Annotated in this window: 25 protein-coding genes; 12 read left to right on the forward strand and 13 right to left on the reverse strand. The window is 55.0% G+C overall.

Annotation, left to right across the window (positions count from 1 at the left end; all coding sequences use genetic code 11):
• The 3 genes from Abin_RS00035 to rho form a co-directional block, all read left to right on the forward strand.
• The coding region (locus Abin_RS00035) for a CorA family divalent cation transporter (RefSeq protein WP_148315668.1) at nucleotides 1-862 on the forward strand (862 nt) is incomplete at its 5' end.
• Entirely contained in the window at nucleotides 859-1,437 is a 579-nt protein-coding gene (locus Abin_RS00040) for a hypothetical protein (protein WP_052948134.1), read from the forward strand. The genes Abin_RS00035 and Abin_RS00040, both read left to right, overlap by 4 nt.
• A gap of 249 nt (nucleotides 1,438-1,686) precedes the next feature.
• Nucleotides 1,687-2,985, forward strand: a complete 1,299-nt coding sequence (gene rho / locus Abin_RS00045; RefSeq protein WP_048844340.1) for a transcription termination factor Rho — start codon at nucleotides 1,687-1,689, stop codon at nucleotides 2,983-2,985.
• Nucleotides 2,986-3,041: 56 nt separating this feature from the next.
• Here rho and Abin_RS00050 read toward each other — a convergent pair whose 3' ends face one another.
• Complete coding sequence (locus tag Abin_RS00050) at nucleotides 3,042-3,326, reverse strand: sulfurtransferase TusA family protein (protein WP_048844448.1); 285 nt, start codon at nucleotides 3,324-3,326, stop codon at nucleotides 3,042-3,044.
• A gap of 220 nt (nucleotides 3,327-3,546) precedes the next feature.
• Here Abin_RS00050 and Abin_RS00055 point away from each other — a divergent pair, with 220 nt between their 5' ends.
• The 4 genes from Abin_RS00055 to Abin_RS00070 all read left to right on the forward strand — a co-directional run bounded on the left by Abin_RS00055 (nucleotide 3,547) and on the right by Abin_RS00070 (nucleotide 7,117).
• Nucleotides 3,547-3,969 (forward strand): Fur family transcriptional regulator, encoded by a 423-nt coding sequence (locus Abin_RS00055; protein ID WP_146867659.1) that lies wholly within the window; start codon nucleotides 3,547-3,549, stop codon nucleotides 3,967-3,969.
• Nucleotides 3,966-4,817, forward strand: a complete 852-nt coding sequence (locus Abin_RS00060; protein WP_048844342.1) for a GNAT family N-acetyltransferase — start codon at nucleotides 3,966-3,968, stop codon at nucleotides 4,815-4,817. Before Abin_RS00055 ends, Abin_RS00060 begins: the two co-directional genes overlap by 4 nt.
• Nucleotides 4,818-4,962: 145 nt before the next feature.
• Nucleotides 4,963-6,531: an apolipoprotein N-acyltransferase gene (lnt, locus tag Abin_RS00065; protein ID WP_084593357.1), complete on the forward strand. Its 1,569-nt coding sequence runs from the start codon at nucleotides 4,963-4,965 to the stop codon at nucleotides 6,529-6,531.
• A 64-nt stretch (nucleotides 6,532-6,595) separates the two neighbouring features.
• Complete coding sequence (locus Abin_RS00070) at nucleotides 6,596-7,117, forward strand: helix-turn-helix domain-containing protein (RefSeq protein WP_084593358.1); 522 nt, start codon at nucleotides 6,596-6,598, stop codon at nucleotides 7,115-7,117.
• Between the two features lie 51 nt (nucleotides 7,118-7,168).
• Here the strand turns inward: Abin_RS00070 and Abin_RS00075 are convergent, their stop codons facing one another.
• A complete protein-coding gene (locus Abin_RS00075; protein WP_048844343.1) occupies nucleotides 7,169-7,936 on the reverse strand; it encodes a DUF2076 domain-containing protein in 768 nt (255 codons plus the stop codon).
• A 257-nt stretch (nucleotides 7,937-8,193) separates the two neighbouring features.
• Between Abin_RS00075 and Abin_RS00080 the strand changes: the two genes are divergently transcribed.
• From Abin_RS00080 to Abin_RS00090, 3 genes are all read left to right on the forward strand, one after another.
• Nucleotides 8,194-9,078, forward strand: coding sequence for a glycine--tRNA ligase subunit alpha (locus tag Abin_RS00080; protein ID WP_048844344.1), 885 nt, complete (start codon nucleotides 8,194-8,196; stop codon nucleotides 9,076-9,078).
• 4 nt (nucleotides 9,079-9,082) lie between these two features.
• Entirely contained in the window at nucleotides 9,083-11,143 is a 2,061-nt protein-coding gene (gene glyS / locus Abin_RS00085) for a glycine--tRNA ligase subunit beta (protein WP_048844345.1), read from the forward strand.
• Between the two features lie 127 nt (nucleotides 11,144-11,270).
• Nucleotides 11,271-12,239 (forward strand): DMT family transporter, encoded by a 969-nt coding sequence (locus Abin_RS00090; protein WP_048844346.1) that lies wholly within the window; start codon nucleotides 11,271-11,273, stop codon nucleotides 12,237-12,239.
• A gap of 249 nt (nucleotides 12,240-12,488) precedes the next feature.
• Here the strand turns inward: Abin_RS00090 and Abin_RS00095 are convergent, their stop codons facing one another.
• The 10 genes from Abin_RS00095 to Abin_RS00140 form a co-directional block, all read right to left on the reverse strand.
• Entirely contained in the window at nucleotides 12,489-12,821 is a 333-nt protein-coding gene (locus tag Abin_RS00095; protein ID WP_048844347.1) for a tRNA-binding protein, read from the reverse strand.
• A 103-nt stretch (nucleotides 12,822-12,924) separates the two neighbouring features.
• Nucleotides 12,925-13,092, reverse strand: coding sequence for a DUF1328 domain-containing protein (locus Abin_RS00100; protein WP_048844348.1), 168 nt, complete (start codon nucleotides 13,090-13,092; stop codon nucleotides 12,925-12,927).
• Nucleotides 13,093-13,221: 129 nt separating this feature from the next.
• Entirely contained in the window at nucleotides 13,222-13,974 is a 753-nt protein-coding gene (locus Abin_RS00105) for a hypothetical protein (protein WP_048844349.1), read from the reverse strand.
• 118 nt (nucleotides 13,975-14,092) lie between these two features.
• The gene (gene purH, locus Abin_RS00110) at nucleotides 14,093-15,670 is read right to left on the reverse strand and encodes a bifunctional phosphoribosylaminoimidazolecarboxamide formyltransferase/IMP cyclohydrolase (RefSeq protein ID WP_048844451.1); all 1,578 of its coding nucleotides are present in this window, start codon (nucleotides 15,668-15,670) and stop codon (nucleotides 14,093-14,095) included.
• 93 nt (nucleotides 15,671-15,763) lie between these two features.
• Nucleotides 15,764-16,477, reverse strand: coding sequence for a tRNA (guanine(46)-N(7))-methyltransferase TrmB (trmB, locus tag Abin_RS00115; RefSeq protein ID WP_048844350.1), 714 nt, complete (start codon nucleotides 16,475-16,477; stop codon nucleotides 15,764-15,766).
• 15 nt (nucleotides 16,478-16,492) lie between these two features.
• The gene (gene metK, locus Abin_RS00120) at nucleotides 16,493-17,680 is read right to left on the reverse strand and encodes a methionine adenosyltransferase (RefSeq protein ID WP_048844452.1); all 1,188 of its coding nucleotides are present in this window, start codon (nucleotides 17,678-17,680) and stop codon (nucleotides 16,493-16,495) included.
• 313 nt (nucleotides 17,681-17,993) lie between these two features.
• A complete protein-coding gene (gene dapB, locus Abin_RS00125; RefSeq protein ID WP_048844351.1) occupies nucleotides 17,994-18,788 on the reverse strand; it encodes a 4-hydroxy-tetrahydrodipicolinate reductase in 795 nt (264 codons plus the stop codon).
• A 105-nt stretch (nucleotides 18,789-18,893) separates the two neighbouring features.
• Complete coding sequence (gene dnaJ, locus Abin_RS00130) at nucleotides 18,894-20,030, reverse strand: molecular chaperone DnaJ (protein ID WP_048844352.1); 1,137 nt, start codon at nucleotides 20,028-20,030, stop codon at nucleotides 18,894-18,896.
• Between the two features lie 149 nt (nucleotides 20,031-20,179).
• Nucleotides 20,180-22,093, reverse strand: a complete 1,914-nt coding sequence (dnaK, locus tag Abin_RS00135; RefSeq protein ID WP_048844353.1) for a molecular chaperone DnaK — start codon at nucleotides 22,091-22,093, stop codon at nucleotides 20,180-20,182.
• A 206-nt stretch (nucleotides 22,094-22,299) separates the two neighbouring features.
• Nucleotides 22,300-22,902, reverse strand: coding sequence for a nucleotide exchange factor GrpE (locus Abin_RS00140; protein WP_048844354.1), 603 nt, complete (start codon nucleotides 22,900-22,902; stop codon nucleotides 22,300-22,302).
• Nucleotides 22,903-23,091: 189 nt separating this feature from the next.
• Between Abin_RS00140 and Abin_RS00145 the strand changes: the two genes are divergently transcribed.
• Nucleotides 23,092-23,805 carry a response regulator transcription factor gene (locus Abin_RS00145; protein ID WP_048844355.1) on the forward strand — a complete coding sequence of 238 codons (714 nt, stop codon included), beginning with the start codon at nucleotides 23,092-23,094 and terminating at the stop codon, nucleotides 23,803-23,805.
• A gap of 153 nt (nucleotides 23,806-23,958) precedes the next feature.
• Nucleotides 23,959-25,620: an ATP-binding protein gene (locus Abin_RS00150; RefSeq protein ID WP_371862214.1), complete on the forward strand. Its 1,662-nt coding sequence runs from the start codon at nucleotides 23,959-23,961 to the stop codon at nucleotides 25,618-25,620.
• Nucleotides 25,621-25,704: 84 nt separating this feature from the next.
• On the opposite strand, the gene Abin_RS00155 is transcribed toward Abin_RS00150, so the two are convergent.
• Nucleotides 25,705-26,076: a Rid family hydrolase gene (locus tag Abin_RS00155; RefSeq protein ID WP_086659491.1), complete on the reverse strand. Its 372-nt coding sequence runs from the start codon at nucleotides 26,074-26,076 to the stop codon at nucleotides 25,705-25,707.
• Nucleotides 26,077-26,265: the final 189 nt, after the last annotated feature.

Raw genomic sequence — 26,265 nt, forward strand, 5'->3', positions numbered from 1 at the left:
CACTGGCACTGGCACTGGCACTGGCACTGGCACTGGCACTGGCACGCCGTCCGTCGGGGGCACGTCAAGCGCAAGCCCGGTAGGTGAGGTTACTGCCCAGCAGGTCTCTAAACCTGCTGCCACACCCCAGACAATTACGCCCTCCGCCCCCGGTGGCACTCTTGGGGCTGGTGAGATCATGGTTGCACTGATTGAAACCATTGTTGATCGGCTGGCCGATATTCTGGAAAGTGTGGGGGCACTGCTGGATACCCTTTCCCAGGATATTTTTCGCAAACAGCGGAGTGAACTGCCCCGGCACAACATTGCCGCATGGCAAAGGAACCTTTTGCAGCGTGTCGGCAGTTCGGGGGATTTATGCTCCCGTATGCGTGACACATTGCTGGGGCTGGAGCGACTGACCATCTTTCTGGGGGAAAGCAAGAAAGATGGTGCTGCACCATCATCCGGCTTTCCGCTGACCACACGCCGTTTTGAAGCTGGCGTCACAACGCTGCCGACCGAAAACGCGCCCTATGCCCTGTCTGGTGCATTAAGGGCGCGCATGACAACCGCTAATCGAGACCTTTCCTCGCTGACTGACTATGTAGCGCAGGCCGCAGCCAAAGTTGAATTTCTTCTTGATGCTACGCTGGGTTTTATCAGCATTGAGCAGAACGGCATGATGAAGGTTCTAACCGTTGTCAGCTTTATTGGCGTTGCCCCGACCCTGATTGCTGGCGTGTATGGAATGAACTTCAAGGACATTCCAGAGTTAGGGTGGCGGTATGGCTACTGGTATTCTCTGGCGTTAATGACAGCTTCTGTGGTGCTTCCATTAGTATGGTTCTGGCGCAAAGGCTGGCTGGGAGGCATTAAATGACTTTTCTACCATCACGCGGCGCAGTGTTCTCAGCCCCCACACGCAAAGCAAGATCCAGACGGGCTGTGGTAAACGTGCTGGCAGCTACGGTGCTGGCTATTGCGCCCGGTATCAGTCTGGCCGCCTCCGCCCATGTTGCTGGGCCGGACCCCCAAGCAGTTTACAACCGTATGGCGGCCGAACCGCTGCGCTACGCGGGCCTGTCCTCACACCAAAATAATCGTATTCTTCTTGGCCTGCATCAGACTGCCAATGGCGGCCTTGAAGGGGAAATGATGCGGCTTGATTCCGCCATGCGCCCCTTGGTGACTGGCCATGTTACCGGGCACATCAGCACACCAGACATGATACAGACGTCACGCTGCACGCTGTCTGTGGCCCTGCCTCACCGCACGTTAACGCTTGATGGGCCGTGCTCTGCCACGCAGATTTCAGGCGCTTTGACCAACCGCCCGCACCCGACGCAACTATGGTCTCAGGTTTCGCGCTTTATCTCGCCCGATACATCTGTTTCGCAATATTGGTTGACCAACGCCGCTTGGCAGGCCGCAACCACCCCGCCCCCAACACCCTAAAAACGATCCTTACACGCGTGTTGTAACATCTTCAGGTTGACGAACCGGCCTGATACCGGTATCGTCCCGGCCCAGACACTGGCTGACTTCACCTGCCCAGTGGCCCTCCTTCATAAGTCAGGACTCATCCTGCGTCGGCGTCACCGACGTAACGTATTTCCGTTACGCTAAGGCGCATGCCAGATGTGGGGTATTTTCCCGGTCCAGACATTTTCCCATCTGAACTACTGCCAGTCAGGGCATTCCTAAATGCATCTTGCGGAACTCAAGGCCAAATCACCGGCCGATCTTTTGGCCTGCGCCGAAGACCTGAATATCGAAAACGCATCCTCCCTGCGCAAGCAGGACATGATGTTCGCCATCCTGAAAACTCTGGCCGATAATGACCAGGCAATCTACGGCGATGGCACGCTCGAGATCCTGCATGACGGGTTCGGTTATCTCCGTTCCCCTGAATCAAATTACCTTCCCGGCCCGGATGATATTTACATCTCCCCCACACAGGTACGTCGCTTCGGCCTGCGTACGGGGGACACGGTTGAAGGGCAGATTCGCGCCCCACGAGATGGCGAACGCTATTTCTCACTTCTGAAAATTAACAGCATCAATTTTGAACCGCCGGAGGCCGTGCGCCACCGCATCAATTTTGACAACCTGACACCACTTTATCCTGAACGTCGCCTTCAGATGGAAGTGGAAAGTCAGGCACCTGCGGTCAGTGAAACCAAAGGCAAAAAGGGCACCAAAAGCACGCAGGATTTCACACCGCGTGTTATTGATCTGGTGTCGCCCATTGGTATGGGCCAGCGCGCCCTGATTGTGGCACCGCCCCGTACCGGTAAGACTGTCATGCTGCAAAGCATTGCGTCTTCCATCAGTGCCAATCACCCGGAATGCTTTCTGATCGTTCTGCTGATTGACGAACGCCCTGAAGAAGTGACCGACATGGCCCGCTCCGTGCGCGGTGAAGTCATTTCCTCGACGTTCGATGAACCCGCCCACCGCCACGTTCAGGTGACGGAAATGGTGCTGGAAAAAGCAAAACGTCTTGTTGAACACAAACGCGACGTAGTCATTCTGCTGGATTCCATCACCCGTCTGGCCCGTGCTTACAACACCGTTGTGCCGTCATCAGGCAAAGTGTTGACGGGTGGTGTGGATGCAAACGCCCTTCAGCGCCCCAAGCGCTTCTTCGGTGCGGCCCGTAATATTGAAGAAGGTGGGTCTCTGACCATCATTGCAACGGCGCTGATTGATACCGGCAGCCGTATGGATGAAGTGATCTTTGAAGAATTCAAAGGCACGGGTAACTCTGAACTCATCCTTGATCGCAAGCTGGCTGACAAGCGTACCTTCCCCGCGATTGATATTACCAAGAGCGGCACGCGTAAGGAAGAAATGCTGGTTGACCGTGCCACCCTGTCTAAAATGTGGGTGCTGCGTCGTATTCTGGCCCCGATGGGCAGCATGGATGCCATGGACTTCCTGCTGGATAAGCTTAAATACAGCAAATCCAACCATGACTTCTTTGAAGCCATGAACAATTAAAGAAGGAGCGGACCTCGGTTCTCTCCTTCCACGCTTCCCTTGATGGGGGCGTAACTTCAGGCGGTCTTCGGGCCGCCTTTTTTCTGTATGGTCAGAACGATACTGCCATCAGCCCCTTCCTGCTCCGACACAATCAGATGGCCAAGCCCTGTGACAGACCGGCTGACATTTTTACGGGGTTCCTCCCCCTTTAACCGAACAGCCAGCAAACTACCTGGGGCCAACCCATCAAGCGCCAATCTGGTTCGCACAAATGTCATGGGGCATTTTTCATGCGTGATATCCAGCATCACCACACTGGGGCCGCCCCCTATTGATGCCGGAAAAACATCACTTTCCATCACTTTCATACTCCCTACGTTCCTGCACGCTGGCAGGATATAGTGTTTCCAAAAAGTATAAAAACCGTCACTGCCGCGTAAAATTGGACAAACCCCTTCATTTTCGGCTACCTGATACACAACGAATGCAGGTGGTAAATAAGCAGGATTTGCGCCCTTGAAGTCTCAGTCGGCAGAAGAATCGCGGATCGCGCAGCTCTGTGTAGAACATGGCCTGAAAATGACCGGACAGCGTCGCGTTATCGCACGGGTTCTGTCAGACGCAGATGATCATCCGGATGTTGAAGAACTCTATCGTCGGGCTTCGGCGCTGGATTCCCGTATTTCCGTAGCAACCGTTTATCGTACGGTTCGGCTGCTGGAAGAAAAAGGGATTCTGGAACGCCGGGATTTTGGCGGTGGGCGCGCACGGTATGAAGCCACAGAAGGCGGCCGTCACCATTATCATCTGATTGATGTTGATAACGGTAAAGTGATTGAGTTTGAAGACCCCGAGCATGAAGAACTCATGCGGCGTGTGGCCGAACGGCTGGGGTTTGACTTTGTCTCCATGCGGCTTGAACTGTTTGGCAAAAAACGCCCGCAGTCACAAAAAGCCGCCAAGCCCGCGACGCGTAGCAGCAAGAAGGGATCTGCTGAATGAGTGCTGCCAAGCAGGCCCCTAACGGCTCTCTCTCAACGCTTGATCTTGAGCGCACAGGCTTTCCGGAACTGCGCGGCGGCAATCTAAGCGTTCGCATTGCGACCACAGATGATGAACGCGATGCCGCACAAGCGCTCCGCTACCGCGTTTTTTATGAAGAAATGGACGCGCACCCCACACCTGACATGCTGCGTCTGAAGCGTGACTTTGACGAATTTGATGCCGTGGCAGACCATCTTCTGGTTATTGATAACGCCATTGCCTCAGACGCACGTGGAATTGTCGGGACCTATCGGCTGGTTCAAAGCGACGCGGCAGAGAAAATCGGGCGTTTCTATTCCTCCAGTGAATATGATATCTCGCCCCTGACCGAATTCCCGGGACGTCTGCTGGAAGTCGGGCGCGCCTGTGTGGATAAGGATTACCGTGGGCGCACCGCAATGCAGCTTCTGTGGCGCGGCATTGCATCCTATATTTTCCTTCATCGGATTGACGTACTGTTTGGCTGCGCAAGTCTGCCCGGCACCAACCCCGATAATCTGGCCGATGAACTAACCTATCTTTACCATAACCATCTTGCTCCACCGGCCCTGCGCGTCAAAGCTCTGCCGGAACGACGGATTGAAATGCTGCGTGTTGACCCGCACGCCCTTGATTACCGCAAGTGCCTTGCAGGGCTCCCTCCCCTTATCAAAGGCTACCTGCGTCTTGGTGGATATGTCGGGGACGGCGCAGTTATTGATCCGCAGTTTAATACGACGGACGTGGCGGTTCTGGTCAAAAGCGAACTGATGGCTGATAAATATTATCGCCATTACGAACGCCGTCTGCGTGATGCGCTGGACTGACGGTTACTGTCAGTCCAACAGTCCCTGATCCTTATTTCTTATATAGCATCGGCCTGACCCGGTTGTGAAACGTCCCGCTTTCCCCCGTATTCTGGCAGGCCGCTGGCGCAAACCGAGCCGACAAAGCATACGTCATACGCTTGTTATGCTCGGTATTGGTGCCATTACGGCTCTTGCGTTGCCTCCCGTGCATTTTCTGCCCGTTCTATTGCTGACATTTCCCCTGCTGGGCCGGGTTCTGAACCGGACGTCATCTTGGAAAGAGGCTGCGTGGGCTGGCGGATTATTTGGGTTTGGGCTGTATGCCGCTAGCCTATATTGGCTGGTAAATGCCGTCATGATCCGGGCTGAAGAGTTCTGGTGGTTTGTCCCCTTCCCTTCCCTCGGTTGCGCCCTGATTCTGGCCCCTATGACGGCGGCTCCAGCGGCCTTAAGCCTGCTGGCTCGGCGGGGTGTCGCCCGTCTTGTCTTTTTTGCCGGGGCATGGACGCTGTTTGATATGGGGCGCGTGTTCCTGTTTAGCGGCTTCCCGTGGAATCCTCTTGGAAGTGCCCTTGCCATCCCTGGACAGGCTGGAGACGTGCTGCTTCAACCCGCAGCCTGGATTGGTGTAGATGGCCTCACCCTGTTTCTGGTTCTGGGCAGCCTTCTCTGCGGCGCAGCAATGCAGGATATCTGGCGCGCCAGAACAGGGAAAACATCGCTGGTTTTTACCTCGCCTCGCATGAGGTGGTCGGTAATCGGGGGAACGGGCCTTCTGGGCGCCAGCCTATTGATAGCCAGTCTGTCACGCCTCCATACGGTTCACCCTGTTGGTGAAAATGGGCCGATTGCCGTTATGGTTCAGGGCAATGTGCCTGAAACAGAAAAGGTTGGTCACCAGAACCCGCGTGATATTTTCCTACGCTATCTGCGCCTGACCTCAGATGGTGTCAGACAAGCGCAACGGATCCGACAGTCTGACCCACTCTATGCAAATAGCCCCATTGTTTTCCTGTGGCCTGAAACCTCTTTTCCCGGGTACGACCTGTTGCAAGATAGCCCCCGTGCCCGCCAGCTTATTATGGCGTGGACTGACGGGGCGGAAGCCGGTCTGATTGGTGCCTTACGGCAGGATGACTCTAATCGCTATCGTAATTCCGTTTTGGCATTGGCACCTGGCGGCGGCATAGAAGCTATCTATGATAAGGCACGTCTTGTGCCATTTGGTGAATATCAACCCTCCTACATCCCGCTGCAGATTGTACCACAGGGCGGCATGGCCGCAGGCCCCGGCCCGCAGACATGGCATTTGCCCAATGTACCCGATGTAGGACCACTGATCTGTTATGAAGTGATTTTTTCAGGCGACGTTGTCGATGAAAAAGACAGACCCCGTTGGCTGGCGAACGTCACAAATGATGGTTGGTTTGGTGACAGCGCCGGGCCAAGGCAGCATCTTTCGTCTGTAAGACTTCGTGCTATTGAAGAAGGGCTTCCCGTCGCACGTGCCGCCAATACCGGGATTTCCATTGCCTATGATGGTTTTGGTCACGAATTGAAACGTCTGGGCTGGGGAAAGGCAGGGGTCATTGTAACGCCACTACCCGCCCCGCTTCCTCAACCTTTTTTTGCCAGATTTGGCAGAATTCTGCCATTTTCCCTTTGTATCGTTTCGATGCTATCAGGTTTGATGCTACAAAGACGCAAGTCTGAAAATCCATCAAATTCTTAATGAAGTCTTTATAAAAACTTAATGATGGCTTTATACGTTTGTCTGTTCATATGTGAGAAGCAGCGTGACAGAGCCTCAAAACAAACAGGAACCAACCATTTCCTCTTCCTCTCATGCCTCCCTAAAGGATGTCCTTATCGGACAGCGCATCCGCCTAAGACGTACGTCTGTCGGGCTCTCCCAAGAAAAATTGGGTGAGGCAGTAGGCATTACATTTCAGCAGATACAAAAATACGAACGGGGCACCAACCGTGTTGGAGCCTCGCGACTACATGATATTGCAACTGCTCTGGCTGTGCCGATTACCTTCTTTTTTTATGATGGCGACACCCTACCTTTTTCAGCTTCGCAAGACCACAAGGACGCAGACAGGTTTCAGCTTTCCGAAAAACGAAAAACGTTTGCAGGCCCGCAGTCACCTGCTCCGCAGCCAAAGCTGACGCAGGAAGAGGCTGATTTCCTGAAACGGGAAGAAACATTGGAACTTTTGCGGGCGTATTACGCCATTTCAGACGCCAGCGCCCGCAAAAATATGCTGGATTTTTTGAAATCCATGACTGCGGAAAACACGCAGAAAGGCCAGTAAGGCCAAAAATCTAAAAGAGCGTATGATCACATACGCTCTCATTTTTACTCTTTAAAAATTATCATCGCCCCAGTCACCGCCAAAATCGCCGCCGGTGTCCTGGCTGCCCCAATCGTTTCCGCCAGCGTCAAAATTTGGGTCAGCCGTTGTGCCCTGACCAGCAAACGGGTCTGCTGCATCACCATAGTTATTAATAATGGTTTCGTTCTGTGGTGCGCCTGCGCCCCAACCCCCATCACCAGCACCTGCCGCTCCGTGATGATCACTAAACAGGCTGGTCAGAGCATTTGCTGCCAACATACCGCCAGCAACGCCTGTCGCAGTTGTCAGCGCAGAGCCCAGAAAGCCAGTGCCACCGCGCTGAAACATACCGGGCTGCATACCGTACGGCATAGGTTGCGGCTGATATTGTGGCGGCATGGACGCGGTGCCGGGGTTTCCACCCCAACCGGGTGGGGTTTGCTGCGTCTGCTGCGGGCGCTGACCACCGCCAAACAGCCCCCCAAAAAAACCGCCTGAAGCAGGTTTCTGCTGTTGGGCCTGTTGCAGTTGCTGCTGCGCCTGCTGAAGCTGGAACTGAAGCTGCTGAATACGGTTTTGCGCTTCAACCAGTGCGGCTTCCTGCACAACCGCCATTTGCGTAATGCGGTAGCGGGCTTCCGGATAGTGCTGAAACTGCTGCGCGATGAAATTGTCTGCTTCAGGATCAATCGCTGGCAGATTCGGACGCGTGCTGGGCACACTGCCAAACCCGCCCTGCGCGGCACCCCCAACACGTGCGACAAATTTGGAAATAAGGTCGCGTTCTTCGTTGTTCATCACATACCTTCCTGCCTGACTGAGGCCATTACCAGACTAATGTAACAGTACACAGGGTGCCACGTCACTCTGTCCAAGATGTGGCGCGCCAACGCATCACTTACAAGGGGCCACATGGCGGGAGTTTGTCTCGTTCTCTTCCTGTATGGCACGCACATCTGTATGGTGTGCGCCAACAGGTGCCCGGTAGCGTTTGCCGCTGGGTGCAAAAATTGTCAGACCCATTTCTGTTCCCTTTACGGAGTTTCATCCTGACCATGGACCCGGCGTCTTCCCGCCCTACCGAGCGGCCTCTTTCCTTTCAGGATCTGATCCTGACCCTCCATCAGTTCTGGTCCCGTCAGGGATGCGCCATTCTTCAGCCCTATGATCAGGAAATTGGAGCAGGCACCCTTTCTCCCCACACCACCTTGAGGGCCTTGGGCAGCACACCGTGGAAAGCCGCCTACGTGCAGCCGTGCCGTCGCCCGTCAGATGGTCGGTATGGTGAAAACCCCAACCGTCTTCAACATTATTACCAATATCAGGTTCTGCTAAAACCCACACCGGAAGAAAGCCAGAAACTTCTATTGGATAGCTACCGCGCGATTGGCATCGACCCGGACAAACACGACATCCGCTTTGTAGAAGATGACTGGGAAAACCCGACAATCGGGGCCTGGGGTCTGGGGTGGGAAGTCTGGTGTGACGGCATGGAAGTCACGCAGTTTACGTACTTTCAGCAGGTCGGCGGCATACCGGTTGTTCTGCCGTCTACAGAACTGACCTATGGGCTTGAACGTCTGGCCATGTATGTGCAGGGCGTCGAAAATGTGTACGACCTTGATTATAATGGTGCAGGCCTGACCTACGGCGATGTGTTTCTGCGCGCCGAGCAGGATTATTCGCGCCATAATTTTGAACTGGCCGATACTGACCTGCTGTTCAAACATTTTGCTGATGCAGAAAAAGAAAGCGTGGCACTGGCAGAAGCCGGTGTCGCCCAGCCTGCATATGACCAGTGCCTGAAAGCCAGCCACCTGTTTAACCTGCTTGATGCCCGCGGCGTCATCAGCGTAAGCGAACGTGCGTCCTACATTGGCCGCGTGCGAACGTTAGCAAAACTATGCTGTGAAACCTGGCTGGCTGGTGAGGACAAATAAGATCATGCCCGAACTGCTGATAGAACTGTTTTCTGAAGAAATCCCTGCCCGCATGCAGCAACAGGCCGGTGATACACTGGTACGGCTGTTAAGCGATGTTCTGGCCCCGCTGAACCCGCAAACCATGGTGGCTTATACTGGCCCGCGGCGTATTGCTGCATCCTGCACCATTGACGCCACCGTACCAGGCCGCACGGTGTCCGAACGTGGCCCGCGTGAGGGCGCCCCGGACAAAGCGCTTGAAGGATTCACGCGCAAGCATGGCATCACACGGGACGAGCTGACTCTGCAAAATGGCTTCTGGGTTCTTGAACGTGACGAACCCGCTATTAATGCGGAAACGCATCTGGCCGCCACTCTGCCCGATCTGTTGCGCAAGTTTCCATGGCCAAAATCCATGCGCTGGGGTCAGGGCAGCAGCTTTACATGGGTGCGTCCTCTGCGCCGTATTCTGTGTCTGCTCGATGGTAAGGCTGTGCCTTTTTCTCTGGCACAGGATGCTGACAACGGGCACAATCTGGAATCAGGCACGCTGACCGAAGGCCATCGTTTTCTGGCCCCCGGCCCAGTTGCCGTCAGCAGCGTGACAAACTGGCAGGAAACGCTGCGTAACCGCTTTGTCATGGTTGATGCGGCTGAACGTCGGGATGTGCTGACCAAAGGTCTGGCACAACTGGCAACCAGCGAAGGTCTGTCTGTTGTGCCAGACACAGGACTGGTTGAAGAAGTCGCTGGGCTGGTTGAATGGCCCGTACCGTTTCTTGGCCGCATTGATGAACATTTCATGGATTTGCCTGCTGAAGTCATGCAGGTTTCCATGCGCGTCAATCAGCGCTATTTCGCGCTGCGGAATAGCGACGGCACAGCAGCACCACGTTTTGCATTCGTAGCCAATATTGTCCCCACTGACGGTGGTGCGCTTGTTGTCGCCGGGAATGAACGCGTCTTGCGCGCCCGTTTTGCAGATGCTCGTCATTTCTGGGACCTAGACCGCAAGCACAGCCTGCACTCACGCCTTGGGGCACTGGATAACATTACCTTCCATGCCAAACTGGGCACACAAGGCGAGCGGACACAGCGCATGGTGCGTCTGGCCGGGTTAATTGCCGATATGGTGGGAGCCCCCAAAGCCGAGTGTGAACGGGCAGCCCTGTTAAGCAAAACTGACCTGACCACCGGCATGGTTGGCGAATTCCCGGAACTGCAAGGCATCATGGGAGGCTATTATGCCCGTCATGACGGAGAAGCAGTATCTGTCGCTACGGCCATTAGCGACCATTATACGCCGCGTGGACCGGGCGACAATGTGCCAACCCAACCAGTTTCTGTGGTGCTGGGTCTGGCCGACCGGTTTGACATGCTAGCGGCCTTTTTTGCCGCAGGGGAAAAACCATCTGGGTCTGGCGATCCTTTTGGTCTGCGCCGCGCCGCACTGGGGATTATCCGTCTGATCCGCGAAAACGGTTTGCGGCTTGATCTGGTAAAGCTCTTTACGTTGGCAGCAGATGCCTTACCAACAGCACTGAAGAACGCTCCAGATCTTGGCCTTCTGCCGCAATTTATTGCGGAACGTCTGCGCGTGCAGCTTCGTGCCGAAGGGGCGCGGTATGACTGTCTGGCGGCGATTTCTGTCGGCAATACAGATACCGACATTGTGCGCCTGTTGGCACGCGCACAGGCGCTGCAAGAAATGCTGGAAACGGAAGACGGGAAAAATCTACTTGCCGCCACACGCCGAGCCGCCAACATTCTGCGCATTGAAGACAAGAAAGATGGCCCGCATGACGGCACACCTGACGCCAGTCTGTTTAGCCAACAGGAAGAACGGGATCTGGCAACAGCATTAGACCGTGTTGAACCTGCTGTCGAAAAAGCCTTCGCAGATGAGCAGTTTACCGATGCCATGCGGGAAGCTGCTAGCCTGCGTGCACCGTTGGACAAATTTTTTGAAGCCGTTACCGTCAATGCACCAGACGCCAATCTGCGTGCCAACCGCCTACAGTTGCTGGCGCGCCTTGGTCGTATGATGCGCCTGATTGCCGACTTCAGCCAGATAGAAGGCTGACACAGCCTCCCCTGCTATAAGGCAGAACATAGCAGGGGTTTTATTCTGAAGTGCATCAGAAACATTCTTCTGATGCACTTCCATTTTCTCATAATCTTTCTGTTTCCTTGTATGAAGGCGCGCCCTCATGTCTTCTTCCAAAACATTACTCGCTGGTTTGGCCAATGGCGTCATGGCTGGTGCGTTATGGGGCATTGTCTTTCTTGTGCCTCAGCTTTTGGGAGATTTCAGTCCTCTGCAAATGGCGGTGGGGCGTTATACTTTATATGGGCTTCTATCATTTTTTATGCTTGCTCCACGCTGGCGCATCGCCAGCAACAGTATTGGCAAAGCAGAGTGGACTGCCCTGTTTTGGCTTAGTCTATTAGGCAATATTATCTATTATGTGCTTCTGGCCGCGGCGGTGCCCTATATTGGTGGGCCAGCAACCTCTCTGATTATAGGTTTTCTGCCCATTACTGTTTTGCTGGTTGCTTCCCGCGACCATGATGCCGTGCCGTTGTTAAAATTGATGCCCCCAGTCCTGTTAAGTGTGCTGGGCATCGTTCTTGTTGTCAGCAGTGCATGGTTCAAAGCAGACCCATCTGGCACGACACAAGGTCTACACTCGGTTTTTGACTATTGTCTGGGTATTGCCTGCGCAACGGGTGCCCTGCTTTCTTGGACGGCCTATTCTGTTATGAATAGTCGGTGGTTAATGAAACGCCCCGGCATTACCGGCCATGACTGGTCTTTATTGACAGGCGTTGTCACTGGCGCACAAGCACTGGTATTGGGTGTTCCTGCATTCATCATACCCGGATCAACAGGGTACCCTGCCCATTCCGGGGCGGACTGGTTTCGCTTCTGGGGCATATGTGCAGGCGTTGCCGTTTTCTCGTCCATCATCGGTAATGGGTTTTGGAACAAGGCCGCACGCCTTCTGCCCCTTTCCCTAAGTGGCCAGATGATCGTCTTTGAAACTTTATTCGCGCTATTCTACAGTTTTCTTTGGGAACGCCGGTGGCCTACGGGCACCGAAACTTGTGCCATGGTTTTTCTGGTAACAGGCGTCCTCTGGTGCATGTCTGCGCATAAACGCCATGCCTATTCGTAACAAAAGAAGCCGAAATTCCTCTCCCCTGCGCTGAATGTTTAAAAGCGCGGGAAAAGTGTTTTTATTTGAAGCCGCCTACGCCTTCTTTATTACGGTCTCTTGGAAAGAGTATAAACAGTCTCCTCATGAAATTGACTTCTCGGAAAGAGAATGACTTGAAATGAACTAATTCCTGTGGGCTTGAACCCATATTATGCCTTTTGCAGGGTTGCTCCCTGTCATTTTTGAACTCAAGCAGAAAGTTACCCGTCAACTCAAGCGTGTACCGTTTGGAACAGGACGTTCAAGCGCGGAAAGAACAACCCCAGCTTCTGTTTCAAACCCAGAGAGCAGAAACTGCGACCGGAAAGGACCAATCTGTTTTTCGGGAAAGTTGATCACGCCAATAATTTGTCGGCCAATCAAATCTTCAACCGTATACAGACGGGTAATCTGCGCGCTCGTTTTCCGCTCACCATATGGCCCAAAATCGACCCACACTTTGTAAGCTGGCTTACGTGCTTCGGGGAAGGGCTCAACACGCTTTATGGTTCCGGCAACAAGCATGATTTTTTCAAAGTCTGACCAAGAAATTTCCTGCATGGGGCACCTTTGAAGTATGTGTCCTATCATCAGACCATAAAAAAAGTGCAGACCCAAACTGAGTCTGCACTTTCAAAATTCTGATCAGATTATTTGTGGGGCTTCAGGGGGCTCGGCCACCGAAGAAGAAGCTGATAACCAGCAGAACCACAAAGACAAATACCAGAATTTTAGCAATGCCGGCAAAGCTGGATGCTGCCCCACCAAACCCGAACACAGACGCGATCAGCGCCAGAATCAGAAAAACCAGTACCCACCGTAAAATAGCCATTACGTCTCTCCTCACGCTGCCATCGCGCCTGTCTGGGGCGCGGCTGGCTATGTCATGGGGTTACAACGCGATAAACATCTGAAAGTTCGTCTTAAAAAGTAACGGCATCCCAACTAAATAATACGACGCTTAGTGGTCATCTGACCCTGGGATAATGTCATACCCAGCACTGCCCGGAGCCGGCCCCGGTGGCGGCCCGTTGCCAACCGCAATACCCGTCAGCTGGTTGGAAGATGGTCCAATTTCGCGGGCATCAATTGCCACACCCAATTCCCCGCTGCTGCCTGTGCCGACGGCATAAAGCGGTTGTCCGGGTTTCAGCATCGTCGCGACGCGGGCTGCCTCACGCGGGGAGAGATAGACCACGGAATGATCTTTCAGAACCGCACCAGTCAGTTGTCCGTCCAGATTATAAAGGGACAGCCAGACCTCACCATGCAGAACGATATCCGGACCCGAAATCATTTCAGTTGATTGCTGGGGCATGGAAATGAAGTTGTCCTGCATACCACGGCCACGCGGGCTGGTGATGCCAAATGCCCGGATAATCGGCAGCGTGCGCCCTTTTATACCGCGAATGGAAACCGTATCGCCCGCTTTGACCAGCCCCGCCAAGGTGTGCCCCTGCTCTGGTGAAACCAGAACCTGCGTGCCGTCAACCAGTACAAGCCCGGTAACGCTTCCATGGGGGGATGGCAAAAATTGTGCGACCTTGCCGCTGAACTGCGGCAGGCCCGATAGGTCATACACGCCGGTAGCCTGTTGCTCCGTCACCGTTTGATGAGCAGCATACTGCGTGGAGGAAGATTGCTTGGCTGCGGGAGCTGCCACAGCAACAGAAGAAGCCAGCAGCAGAGCTGGAACAGAAAGCACAAGGCGCATGGGTCAACCAATGGGTGGCACCCCGGCCCGGTATCCCAGAGATACCGGACAGAGATGCGGGAAACTTTACGCCATTGTTCGACAGGAAATGCTTTCCGGCAAGAGCCGGTTAAGCGTGTCAGTGACGGAAATGACGCATACCAGTGAAGACCATGGCAATACCGGCTGCATCAGCCGCCGCAATGACTTCATCATCGCGGATAGACCCACCGGGCTGAATAACAGCAGTTGCCCCTGCTGCAACAATGGTTTCAAGCCCGTCTGCAAACGGGAAGAACGCATCAGAAGCAGCAACAGACCCGTGCGTCAGCGGGGCATCAAGCCCGGCAGCCTTGGCGGCTTCGCCGCTTTTGCTGGCAGCAATGCGCGCCGAGTCAACGCGGCTCATCTGCCCGGCACCAATGCCGACTGTGGCGTTGTTTTTGGTGTAAACGATCGCGTTTGACTTCACATGCTTCGCCACACGGAAAGCAAACATCAGGTCTTCCATTTCCTGTGCTGACGGCGCGCGCTTGGTCACAACCCGCAGTGACTCTGGGACAATACGGCCATTGTCACGGGTCTGGGCCAGAAAGCCCCCGGCAACAGACCGCACAACCACACCCGCCGCCGCAGGGTCAGGCAGAGCACCCGTCAGCAGCAGACGCAGATTTTTCTTGCGCGCCAGAATGTCTTTGGCGGCGTCTTCTGCATCGGGGGCGACAATTACTTCCGTGAAAATGGTGGCAATCTGTTCTGCCGTAGCGGCATCAAGCGTGCGGTTCAGCGCCACAATGCCACCAAAGGCAGACACTGGATCACACCGCAGGGCTGCGTGCCATGCTTCTGTCAGGCTTGACCCAATGGCCACACCACACGGGTTGGCATGTTTGACGATAACAACTGCCGGTTTATCGAATTCAGCAACAGCTTCAAACGCTGCGTCCGTATCGTTAATGTTGTTGTAAGACAGTGCTTTACCCTGCACCTGCACAGCAGTTGCAACGCCGGGACGCGTGCTTCCATCGCGATAGAACGCCGCCTGCTGATGGGGGTTTTCACCATAGCGCAGTACTTCCGCGCGCTGACCAGCCAGCGTGAAGCGTTCGGGCAGAACATCCTGTGCCTGCTGGGCAAACCATGCAGCAATAGCGGAATCATACGCTGCCGTACGGGCATAAGCTGCGCCAGCATACGCACGACGTTGGACTAGTGTGCTGCCGCCCGCACCCAGAGCCTCAATCAGGCCAGCATATTGAGCAGTATCAGTCAGCACCACAACATGATCATGATTTTTGGCGGCTGCGCGGATAAGGGCAGGACCACCAATATCAATATTTTCGATACAGTCTTCTGCACCGGCGCCTGAGGCAACGGTTTTTTCAAACGGGTAAAGATTGACCGCAACCAGATCAATCGGGGCAATCGCGTGTTCCTGCATCTGCGCAACATGCGCTGGCAGATCACGTCGCCCCAGAATCCCGCCATGAATCTGCGGCACAAGCGTTTTAACGCGGCCGTCCAGAATTTCAGGAAACCCCGTATGGTCTGACACTTCAGTAACAGGCAACCCCGCGTCACGCAGCGCTTTGGCTGACCCGCCTGTGGAGAGGATTTCTGCCCCGTGCGCCACCAGAGCACGCCCAAGGTCAAGCAGACCGGTTTTATCGGAAACAGAAATCAGGGCGCGGCGCACAGGCAGCGGAGACTGGCTCATAAGAAGGAGACCTTTCGCACGGCTAAAGCTGTAAAGCGGCTGCTTACCCAACCTGCCATGCCAGAGCAACCAATGCTGAGGCAGGTCAGGCACTCAGCGGCGGGTAAATGTCCAGTAAAGCGGTTGTCTGCCTGCGGCGATGGCTTTGGCCTCATACCGGGTCGGGAACCAGCCTTCAGGCCGTTCCGTAGCAGGCGGCGGTGCATCGAAGAACGGTTGCGCCGCCATGACGTCCTCTACCCATGCCTGATAGGTTGGGTCGTCACTGGCCACACGCCATACGGCACCCGGTTTCAGCACGCGGGCCACAAGCGCGACATTTTGCGGGTGGACAAAGCGCCGCTTGGCATGGCGGCCTTTTGGCCACGGATCCGGGAACATCAGAAACAGGCGGTCAATTGATGCATGCGGCAGGGCCTTCAGCAGGACGCGCGCATCGTCATCCCACAGACGCAGCATGTCAGGGATGGGGGCGGTGAATTCCTGCCCGACCGGCACAAGCCGGGTCAGCAAAGAACACAGGCCGTTATGAAAAACTTCTGAAGCGATGTAGCCGACATCGGGGTGTGCATTATGCTGCGCGAAGGAGTGTTCTCCCCCACCGAACCCGACCTCAAACCAGATCTGGCTTGGCGTTTCACCAAATCCGGCTGCTGGTGTTGCGGCTTTATCAAGTGGAAAACGCAGACGAGGCAGAGCCTCGTCCAGCAATCTTTCCTGACGGGGACGTAGCGGGTGGCCCCGCTGGCGCCCATACAGTCGCTCGGCCGCCGGCTTTACATCGGGGCCGCGTACGTCATCCGTCATAGTGTGTAAACTCTCTTAGCGGTTGAGAGCACTACGCAGAGCGTCAACCAGATCGGTACGCTCCCAGGTGAAGTTGTCGCGTGCATCATCTGGTGTGCGGCCAAAGTGACCATAAGCAGATGTTTCAGCATAGATCGGGCGGTTCAGGCGCAGATGCTTGCGGATGCCGCGCGGAGACAGATCCATGACTTCACGCAGGATGTTGCCCAGACGGGCTTCATCAACGTCTTTGCCTGTTTCATCCAGATCCACATACACGGACAGCGGATGCGACACGCCAATGGCGTAAGAAAGCTGGATGGTGCAACGGTCAGCCAGACCAGCAGCAACCACATTCTTTGCCAGATAGCGGCATGCATAGGCAGCAGAACGGTCAACCTTCGTGGGGTCTTTACCAGAGAACGCACCACCACCATGCGGGGCAGCACCACCATAGGTATCCACAATAATCTTACGGCCTGTCAGACCGCAGTCACCGTCTGGCCCGCCAATAACGAAAACGCCGGTCGGGTTAACGTAAAATTCTTTATCTTCCGGCATCCAGCCTTCAGGAAGAATACCACGCACCACACCGCCCAGACGGTCACGCAGGTCTTTCTGGTCAACGCCAGCGTCGTGCTGGGTTGAAATCACCACAGACGTGGCTTTAACCGGACGACCGTTGGAATAATGCAGTGTCACCTGGCTTTTGGCATCTGGCTGGAGGCCAGCAACGCGGGAATCCCCAGCGCGACGCAGGTCACGAATTTCGTGCAGGATGCGGTGCGCATAATAAATGGGAGCCGGCATCAGGGTGTCAGTTTCGTTCGATGCATAACCGAACATAATGCCCTGATCGCCTGCGCCTTCATCTTTATCGCCTGCGCTATCAACGCCAACAGCAATGTCAGCGGACTGTGCATGCAGGTAATTGGCAGCATCAGCCGTACGCCAGGAGAAACCTTCCTGATCGTAACCAATATCTTTCACGGCATCGCGTGCTGCCTGAATCAGGCCTTCCGACGTGACGGAAGCCGGGCCACGAACTTCACCCGCCAGAATGATGCGGTTGGTCGTTACCAGAGTTTCACAGGCCACGCGAGCTTCAGGGTCTGCTGAAAGATAGGCATCGAGAACAGTATCGCTGATCCGGTCCGCAACCTTATCGGGATGACCTTCAGAAACAGATTCTGAAGTGAACAGGAAATCGCCGTCTTTACGCATGATGGTGCCGTCTGCCCCACGCACTGTGAATTAGGAATTGTGATTTAGCCACCTTTGTAAAAAAGGCGACGGGACCGTGTGGCGGAATAGTGGCGCGTGGTCAAGTGTATTGCCGCCATGCGTGGGTTGGGAAAGCCGTCAACATGCCAGCACGCGGCAACCTTACACCTTGATTCTGTAAGGTTTTATCGTTGCCATCCGTTTGATAAGAGGCAACATAAAAACCGCGACTATTTTTTATTTACATATGCTGTTCGTAAATAATGCAGACAGTTCTGCCTGCGTCAGACACGCTTGAAATATGCTACCCCATTCAAACGGATGGCAGGCCCAGAACATTTTCCATGCCATACAGCCCGGCTGGTTGCGCATTGGCCCATAAGGCCGCACGCACGGCCCCGGTCGCAAAAACACGACGGTCAAAAGCCCGGTGTGTCAGGGTAATCTGCTCATCTGCCGAGGTGAACAGGACTTCATGCTCCCCGACAATCTGCCCCCCACGAAGAGCAGCAAATCCGATTGCACCTGTTTTCCGGGGGCCTGTATGCCCATCACGCCCACTGTCCCGAACATCGGACAGCGTGACGCCGCGCCCTTCTGCAACGGCCTCACCAATAGCCAAGGCTGTGCCTGAAGGCGCATCCACTTTCTGCCGATGATGCATTTCCACAATTTCAGCATCATAGGAATCGGCAGGCAAGGTGCGCCCCATAATCTGCGCCAACCGCCGCACAAGCGTGACGCCTGCTGAAAAGTTAGCGGCCTGCACCACAGCACTTTTCTGTGCCGCATGATGTACTGCTGCTGTCTGGTCAGTCGACAGACCGGTTGTGCCCAGCACCCAAGCCGTGCCATGCGCAGCCAGCGCCTGTGCGTGATCCACCACGGTATCAGCATGGGTAAAATCTATCACCACATTACTGACTGCGGCGAGAGAGGCCATGTCAGAAAAGACAGGGGTAGAATCCGGTAGGCCCGCAACAGCATCCGGGTTGCGCGCCGTCCCGCCAGCCAGAATAGCACCAGCCGCTTGCACTTCTTCAACAAGCAGACGGCCCACGCGCCCTGAAATACCGGCTATCCCGATACGCAGTGACTGGCTTGGCATGATATGCTTTCCCTTGATAATCAGACCGTAAAAAGACGCTTTGTGACGCCCTGAAACACGGCACAGCCGGTCGTCAGAGCGTCAGCAGAAAACCCAATAGAACTATCAGGATTTGTTTTCGAAAAAGTCACGCACACGGGCGAAGAAGCCAGAATGTTCCGGGCTGCCCTTCACGTTTTCACCGGCTTCTTTTTCAAATTCTTCCAGCAGTTCACGCTGGCGTTTGTTCAGATGTTGCGGCGTTTCAACCGTCACCTGAATATACATATCTCCCCGTGCGCTGGAGCGCAGAACGGAGAAACCTTTTCCCCGGAGGCGGAAATGTTCGCCTGTCTGTGTGCCTGCCGGAATTTTTACCTTGGCGCGGTTTCCATCAATAACCGGCACTTCAATTTCTGTGCCCAACGCAGCCTGCCCCATACGCAACGGCACACGGCAGTACACATTCGCACCATCACGCTGGAAAATAGAGTGTTCGGACACAGAAATCTGCACATACAGATCACCCGCAGGGACACCCTGCCCGGCTTCGCCCTCACCGCTTAAACGGATGCGCGTGCCATCTTCAATGCCGGCAGGAATCTGCACACCAACCGTACGCTCTTTCTCGACCGTGCCAGCGCCATGGCAGGACTTGCACGGGTCTTTTACCGTCTTGCCAGACCCGTGACAGGTTGGGCATGGCCGTTCAACAACAAAGAAGCCCTGTTGTGCCCGAACCTTACCCGCGCCATGACAGCTGGGGCAGACGTCAACACCGGCCGCCCCGTCATTGGACCCTGTGCCGTGGCAGGACTCGCAGGCGACACGGGTAATGACTTTCACGTCTTTTTTTACGCCGCTGAAAGCCTCTTCCAGCGTAATTGTAACGTGGGTCTGGATATCGTTGCCAGTGCGGGCTCTGCCACCACGGCGGCCACCCATCATGTCTCCGAACATCTGTTCAAAGATATCGCCCAGACCACCGCCACCAAAACCATTGAAGTCAAAGCCACCGGGGCCACCACCGCCACCTTCAAAAGCGGCATGGCCGAAACGGTCATAAGCAGCGCGTTTCTGTTCATCTTTCAGAACATCATACGCTTGGTTGATTTCCTTGAATTTTGCTTCAGCCTGTTCATCACCCGGATTGCGGTCAGGATGATATTTCATGGCCAGCTTGCGATAGGATTTCTTGAGTTCGTCAGCCGAAACGGTGCGGGTTACTTCAAGAATTTCGTAATAATCAAGCTGGGTTGCCATGGGGGTCCTCTTGTAGAGCTCTGCCTCTTACATGAGCGCAGCACTGTGTCAGATATGACAAAGGCGTCCGCCTTCCTGGAAGCGCGGACGCCGAAGAAAAATGTCGGAACAGCAGGGCGTTAAACCCTGCTGCCCTTAACAGCGTCCGATCAGGACTTTTTGTCGTTTACGTCCTCAAAGTCCGCATCGACAATTTTTTCGTCATTCGGTTTCGCACCGGCGGCACCAGCACCACCTGCTGCGGCACCTTCTTCAGCCTGACCAGCCTTATACACAGCTTCACCAATTTTCATGGCTGCCTGCGTCAGGGCTTCAGTCGCGCTCTTGATCGCTTCTGCATCTGTGCCTTCCAGAGCAGATTTTACCGTGGCGATAGCGTTTTCAGCAGCGGTCTTGTCTTCAGCCGGAACCTTGTCACCTGCTTCTGACAGAGACTTTTCAACCTGATGCACAAGGCTTTCAGCGTTGTTACGCACTTCAACCTGTTCGCGCTTGGCTTTATCAGCTTCGGCGTTGGCTTCAGCGTCTTTCACCATCTGCTCAATATCGCTGTCAGACAGACCACCAGAAGCCTGGATCTTGATCTGCTGTTCCTTGCCTGTTGCCTTATCCTTGGCAGACACGGACACGATACCGTTGGCGTCGATGTCAAACGTCACTTCAATCTGCGGCACACCACGCGGCGCAGGCGCAATACCCGTCAGGTCAAAGTTGCCAAGCAGCTTGTTGTCAGCCGCCATTTCACGTTCGCCCTGATAGACCTTAATGGTCACGGCGTTCTGGTTGTCTTCCGCGGTTGAGAACGTCTGGCTCTTTTTGGTCGGAATGGTTGTATTCCGGTCAATCAGACGGGTGAACACGCCACCAAGGGTTTCAATACCCAGAGAAAGCGGGGTCACGTCCAGCAGCAGAACGTCTTTCACGTCACCTTTCAGCACCGCACCCTGAATAGCCGCACCAATTGCCACCACTTCATCGGGGTTCACATTGCGGGCCGGGTCTTTACCGAAGAACTGTTTCACAGCTTCGATAACCTTCGGCATACGGGTCATACCACCAACGAGGATGACTTCATCCACTTCAGAGGCAGAAACGCCAGCGTCTTTCAAAGCAGCCTTACAGGGTTCAAGCGTGCGCTGGATCAGGTCATCAACAAGGCTTTCCAGCTTGGCGCGGGTCAGCTTCAGCACCAGATGCTTCGGACCAGAAGCGTCAGCGGTGATGAACGGCAGGTTGATTTCCGTTTCCTTGGACGAAGACAGTTCGATCTTCGCTTTTTCAGCAGCTTCTTTCAGACGCTGCAGGGCCAGCTTGTCAGCGCGCAGGTCAATGCCCTGCTCCCGTTTGAACTCGTCAGCCAGATACCCGATAATGCGGTTATCGAAGTCTTCACCACCCAGGAACGTATCACCGTTTGTGGATTTCACTTCGATCACGCCGTCAGAAATTTCCAGAACGGAAACGTCGAACGTGCCACCACCAAGGTCATAAACAGCAACGGTGCCGCCGCTTTTCTTTTCCATGCCATAGGCAAGGGCAGCAGCGGTTGGTTCGTTAATGATACGCAGCACTTCAAGGCCAGCAATACGACCGGCATCCTTGGTTGCCTGACGCTGGGCATCGTTAAAGTAAGCCGGAACGGTAATGACGGCCTGCGTCACTTTTTCACCAAGGTAAGCCTCGGCCGTTTCCTTCATCTTACCCAGAACGAAAGCGGAAATCTGGGAAGGGGCATATTTCGTGCCGCGTGCTTCCACCCATGCATCGCCATTGTCACCCTTAACAATGGAATACGGGACCATTTCCTTATCTTTCTGCACCGTCTGGTCATCATAACGGCGGCCGATAAGACGCTTTACTGCATAAAATGTATTTGTCGGGTTTGTAACAGCCTGACGTTTCGCAGCCTGCCCAACCAGCATTTCACCACCTTCGGTAAATGCAACCATGGACGGGGTTGTGCGTGCGCCTTCGCTATTTTCAATAACGCGGTTTTCGTTTCCTTCACGTACAGCAACGCAGGAGTTGGTTGTACCAAGGTCAATACCGATAACTTTGCTCATTCATACTCTCCTTCAGCGACCTGGTCTGGCCCGAAGCACCGGACCCGGTCCTAATCTGCACCGCCTGCCTCCCCTGTGGAGAACAGGCCGTGAGTGTTATGACTGATGTATGGTGCAGTCCGTATCCTTTCAAGTGGAACCGGACCTGCTGCGGAAAAATTATTCACCGCCCATACGCAACAGCACAGCGCCCTGCCTACCGGGGCTTATTCTGCGGCTTTGGCAACCACAACCATGGCAGGTTTCAGCAAACGGCCATGCAGTGTCCATGTGGGTGTCCATGCCTGCATCACTGTGCCGGGCGCGTGCTCGGCACTCGGCTGTTCTGCCATGGCCTGATGCAGGTTGGCGTCAAATACCTTCCCTTGCGGGTCATCACATTTGATGCCGTGACGTTCCAGAATGGAGACAAAAGACCGTTCGGTGCTTTCTATCCCTTCACGCATTTTGGTCAGAACGCTGTCCTCACCTTCCTGCGCGGCAGGCAGGCTGGCAATGGCACGACGCAGGTTTTCTGCGGCTTCAACCACGTCACGCGCAAATTTCTGCACCGCATACTGGCGGGCGTCATCGACGTCGCGTTTGGCACGGGCGCGCAGATTCTGGTTGTCAGCTTCCGCACGCAGCCATTTTTCCTTGAACTCGGCAGCTTCCTGCTCAAGCTCCTGCACGCGGCCTTCGGCCCCTGCTGGCTGGTCTGCACTCGGTTCACCCTCAGAAGCAGCGGCATCCTGAGGCTGAAAAATCTGGTCGGTTTCAGCCGGCTCCGCCGGCGTGCCGACCCGGTTGGGATCTGTATCGTGGGTCATGCCCTATGAAGTAAGCAACCCACCCGAAACCGACAAGACCCACACCACACAGCCCTGATGATTTTACAACGCGCTCAACCCGTGCTCAAAACCCATACAGGATGAGAAAACCAAGCCCCATGGTGCAAAAGCGGTGATCCGCGTATGATCATGGGCTTGCGCTGATGGCGATGAAGGAAACCGCACACCATGGTAGAGCGTACCAAGCAGACGATTGCGCTGGTTGATGACGACCGCAACATCCTGACCTCGGTACAAATGACACTGGAAGCAGAAGGCTTTCAGGTCCGCACCTATACGGATGGCGAATCGGCCCTGCAGGGCCTGACGGCTTACCCGGTTGATCTGGCCGTGCTGGATATCAAGATGCCCCGTATGGACGGCATGGAACTGTTGCAGCGCCTGCGTGCGCGCTCTCATCTGCCGGTCATTTTCCTGTCTTCAAAAGACGAGGAAGTTGACCAGTTGATGGGCCTGCGTCTGGGCGCGGATGATTACATTACCAAGCCGTTTTCCCAACGCCTGCTGCTGGAGCGGATTCGCGCCATTCTGCGCCGTAACGAAGCCAGCCGGGCCGAAGCCAGCGGCACCCCGATGGGCGGTGCGCTGGTACGCGGGGCACTGGCGCTGGATGAACTGCGCCACAAATGTACATGGAACGGGGAAGACGTTCCCCTGACTGTAACCGAGTTTCTGCTGGTCAAAACTCTGGCCATGCGCCCCGGTCTGGTAAAATCCCGCGATCAGTTGATTGACGCCGCCTATGGCGACACCGTGTATGTGGATGACCGCACAATCGACAGTCATATTAAACGGGTGCGGAAGAAATTCCGTCAGGTTGATGACAATTTCAACCAGATTGAAACGCTTTACGGCATTGGCTACCGGTACCGGGAAGACTGAGCCCGGCCCATGACGCGCCGGACCCGCATGTCTGTTTCTTCATCGCTCACACGGCTGAAAAGCCTTCGGCTACCCGGACAAGGGAGCAAGCAGGGGGGCGTTGAGGCCACGGCAGCCTATGAAGCATCGCGCACGCGGCTTGTTTCCCCGCTTATGCGCCGCATCATGCTGGTCAACATCCTGCCTCTCGCGCTTCTGGGTGTAACCATGCTGTTTCTGAACCAGTTCAGAAACAGTCTTCTGGCATCAGAAGTGACCAGTCTGCGCGAACAGGCCCGTATCTACGCCGGGGCGCTGGGCGAAAGCGCGATCAGAACCCCGCGCCAACGCAGCACGGACCCGGATGGCGCCTTTACCCTTGAAGCTACACGGTCACGCCGCCTGCTGCTGCGCCTGACAGAGCCAAGCCCCAACGCCCATGCCCGCCTGTTTGGCCCCGATGGCCAACTGGTGGCTGATAACGAAGCTGAACCCGCGAGTGCGGCAGACCACGCCTTTCCGCTACGTCATGGGGAACATCATCTCCATGCGCCAATGGGTGCGTTTAACGGCCCTGTCACGTTGGAGCCCAGCTTTCTGGAGCGCCTGCTGACATGGGTCTGGACCAGCAACAAAGCAGACATTGTCACGCTGGACACTAACGAAGCCGATATCCCGGCTGATCCGGCGCGCCCACAAGACGTTTCTGGCCCGGATTTTCATCCGCCACCAGAAGCGCCCCCTTACATCCGGCGCACGGCCAACGGCCGACTGATTATCACTGTCGCGGAACCTGTTATCCGCGATGGACACACCGTCGGTATTATTCAGCTTACCCGCGCAGCATCACAAGTCGATCGATCTGTTTTTGCCATCCGCTCCTCCATCCTGTCGCTGTTCTTGATGGTGCTGATTATTACCGTCCTGCTGTCATGGTATCTGTCGCTGACGATCGCCCGGCCTTTGCTGCGATTGGCAGCGTCAGCGCAGGTCATGCGTGAATCGTCTGGGCGGACAGGAACAGTGCCTGCCCGCCTGCTGGCCCGGCGTGATGAAATCGGGGACGTTGCCCGCGCCCTTCAGGCCAGTGCGCAAGCATTATGGAAGCGCATGGATGCCATTGAACGCTTTGCAGCCGATGTCAGCCACGAAATCAAAAATCCGCTTTCTTCAATCCGCTCAGCTATCGAAACCCTGCTGCGCATTGAAGATTTGAACCAGCAGCGGCGGTTGCTGACCATTATTAATCAGGATGTTCTTCGCCTTGACCGGCTGATTACCGACATTTCAGATGCCAGCCGACTGGACGCTGAAATGTCCCGTGCACGCGTTGAACCCGTGTCAGTCATGCCATTGCTATCGGTTCTGACCGAAATTCATCAGGCAACCCGTAAGGATGGCCAGCCGGTTATGGTCACCAAAGTGGAAGGGGATTCGCCTGAAAACCCGCTTCGTGTGCTGGCGGTGGAAGATCGACTTGTTCAGGTTCTGCGGAACCTGATTGGCAATGCCATTTCCTTTTCGCCCCCGAACGGCCAGATTGTGCTGGAAGCGGCACCTTCCGGAAGCATGGTTGCCCTTTCCGTTTCAGATGAAGGGCCGGGTATTCCTCAGGCCAAACTGGATTCCATTTTTGACCGGTTTTATTCCGAACGGCCGAAAAATGAGAATTTTGGTCAGCACTCCGGCCTTGGGCTTTCTATCAGCCGCCATATTGTTGAAGCCTTGCACGGCACGATTTCTGTAGAAAATCGTCATGATTCACAAGGCCATGTGGTAGGCGCACGTTTTACGGTGCGGTTGCCGCGTCCTTCCGGTTCTCGGGTCAGCCTCTAACAGCCTGCCTTACCCGGCTGTGTTGCACGGCTAGGCGGAAGAATATCCGGCTCACCGTGTTGGTTCCGCACATCCTTACCGTTTTCAGGCGAGATCGGCTTCTACATAGAGCTCAAGTTCTATTTTCACACTTTCTGGCGACAGGCTCTTGACCCACATGAGGGTCAGAGACGGTGAGTGATGTGAAAAAATATGCCGCAATGTGGGAAAACAGGTGGGAAATTCCGCCGCATCGGCAATCGTTGCGACAACACGCGTGACATCCGCCATGCTGTAACCGCGCACATCAAGCAGAGCAGCGCCTTGTTCCAAAGCTGACTGGCATTGTTCGGCAATCGCCTGCGTCGCAGCATCAGCGGAACGTAAGCCCACTATTCTGATACCGCCCGGAATGCGCTCAATCCGAGCCATGACGCCAGAGGAAGGGGAAGAAGAGTGCTGTACCGCATTAACCATCGGGGCCGACCATACTGCCAAGCTTGAAGAAATCGCAAATTGCTCTTTCGTAACAAAGCATAACCTACAACCATGGCGTATGTCATGCACGGTGTGCAGGCAGGCCCTGCCCTACGAAGTCAGCACAGACATATTGCGCAACACCGGGTGAACTGAGCATAATGCGCCCGCCACTTCAGGATTATGCTT

The organism is Acetobacter indonesiensis (genome assembly GCF_000963945.1).
GTDB classification, from domain to species: Bacteria; Pseudomonadota; Alphaproteobacteria; order Acetobacterales; family Acetobacteraceae; genus Acetobacter; species Acetobacter indonesiensis.

Coding starts and splice junctions, on each gene's coding strand:
- Abin_RS00040 (WP_052948134.1), top strand. CDS start 859: ATGACTTTTCTACCATCACGCGGCGCAGTGTTCTCAGCCCCCACACGC.
- rho (WP_048844340.1), top strand. CDS start 1,687: ATGCATCTTGCGGAACTCAAGGCCAAATCACCGGCCGATCTTTTGGCC.
- Abin_RS00050 (WP_048844448.1), bottom strand. CDS start 3,326: ATGGAAAGTGATGTTTTTCCGGCATCAATAGGGGGCGGCCCCAGTGTG.
- Abin_RS00055 (WP_146867659.1), top strand. CDS start 3,547: ATGACCGGACAGCGTCGCGTTATCGCACGGGTTCTGTCAGACGCAGAT.
- Abin_RS00060 (WP_048844342.1), top strand. CDS start 3,966: ATGAGTGCTGCCAAGCAGGCCCCTAACGGCTCTCTCTCAACGCTTGAT.
- lnt (WP_084593357.1), top strand. CDS start 4,963: ATGCTCGGTATTGGTGCCATTACGGCTCTTGCGTTGCCTCCCGTGCAT.
- Abin_RS00075 (WP_048844343.1), bottom strand. CDS start 7,936: ATGAACAACGAAGAACGCGACCTTATTTCCAAATTTGTCGCACGTGTT.
- Abin_RS00080 (WP_048844344.1), top strand. CDS start 8,194: ATGGACCCGGCGTCTTCCCGCCCTACCGAGCGGCCTCTTTCCTTTCAG.
- glyS (WP_048844345.1), top strand. CDS start 9,083: ATGCCCGAACTGCTGATAGAACTGTTTTCTGAAGAAATCCCTGCCCGC.
- Abin_RS00090 (WP_048844346.1), top strand. CDS start 11,271: ATGTCTTCTTCCAAAACATTACTCGCTGGTTTGGCCAATGGCGTCATG.
- Abin_RS00095 (WP_048844347.1), bottom strand. CDS start 12,821: ATGCAGGAAATTTCTTGGTCAGACTTTGAAAAAATCATGCTTGTTGCC.
- Abin_RS00100 (WP_048844348.1), bottom strand. CDS start 13,092: ATGGCTATTTTACGGTGGGTACTGGTTTTTCTGATTCTGGCGCTGATC.
- Abin_RS00105 (WP_048844349.1), bottom strand. CDS start 13,974: ATGCGCCTTGTGCTTTCTGTTCCAGCTCTGCTGCTGGCTTCTTCTGTT.
- purH (WP_048844451.1), bottom strand. CDS start 15,670: ATGAGCCAGTCTCCGCTGCCTGTGCGCCGCGCCCTGATTTCTGTTTCC.
- trmB (WP_048844350.1), bottom strand. CDS start 16,477: ATGACGGATGACGTACGCGGCCCCGATGTAAAGCCGGCGGCCGAGCGA.
- metK (WP_048844452.1), bottom strand. CDS start 17,680: ATGCGTAAAGACGGCGATTTCCTGTTCACTTCAGAATCTGTTTCTGAA.
- dapB (WP_048844351.1), bottom strand. CDS start 18,788: ATGCCAAGCCAGTCACTGCGTATCGGGATAGCCGGTATTTCAGGGCGC.
- dnaJ (WP_048844352.1), bottom strand. CDS start 20,030: ATGGCAACCCAGCTTGATTATTACGAAATTCTTGAAGTAACCCGCACC.
- dnaK (WP_048844353.1), bottom strand. CDS start 22,093: ATGAGCAAAGTTATCGGTATTGACCTTGGTACAACCAACTCCTGCGTT.
- Abin_RS00140 (WP_048844354.1), bottom strand. CDS start 22,902: ATGACCCACGATACAGATCCCAACCGGGTCGGCACGCCGGCGGAGCCG.
- Abin_RS00145 (WP_048844355.1), top strand. CDS start 23,092: ATGGTAGAGCGTACCAAGCAGACGATTGCGCTGGTTGATGACGACCGC.
- Abin_RS00150 (WP_371862214.1), top strand. CDS start 23,959: ATGCGCCGCATCATGCTGGTCAACATCCTGCCTCTCGCGCTTCTGGGT.
- Abin_RS00155 (WP_086659491.1), bottom strand. CDS start 26,076: ATGGTTAATGCGGTACAGCACTCTTCTTCCCCTTCCTCTGGCGTCATG.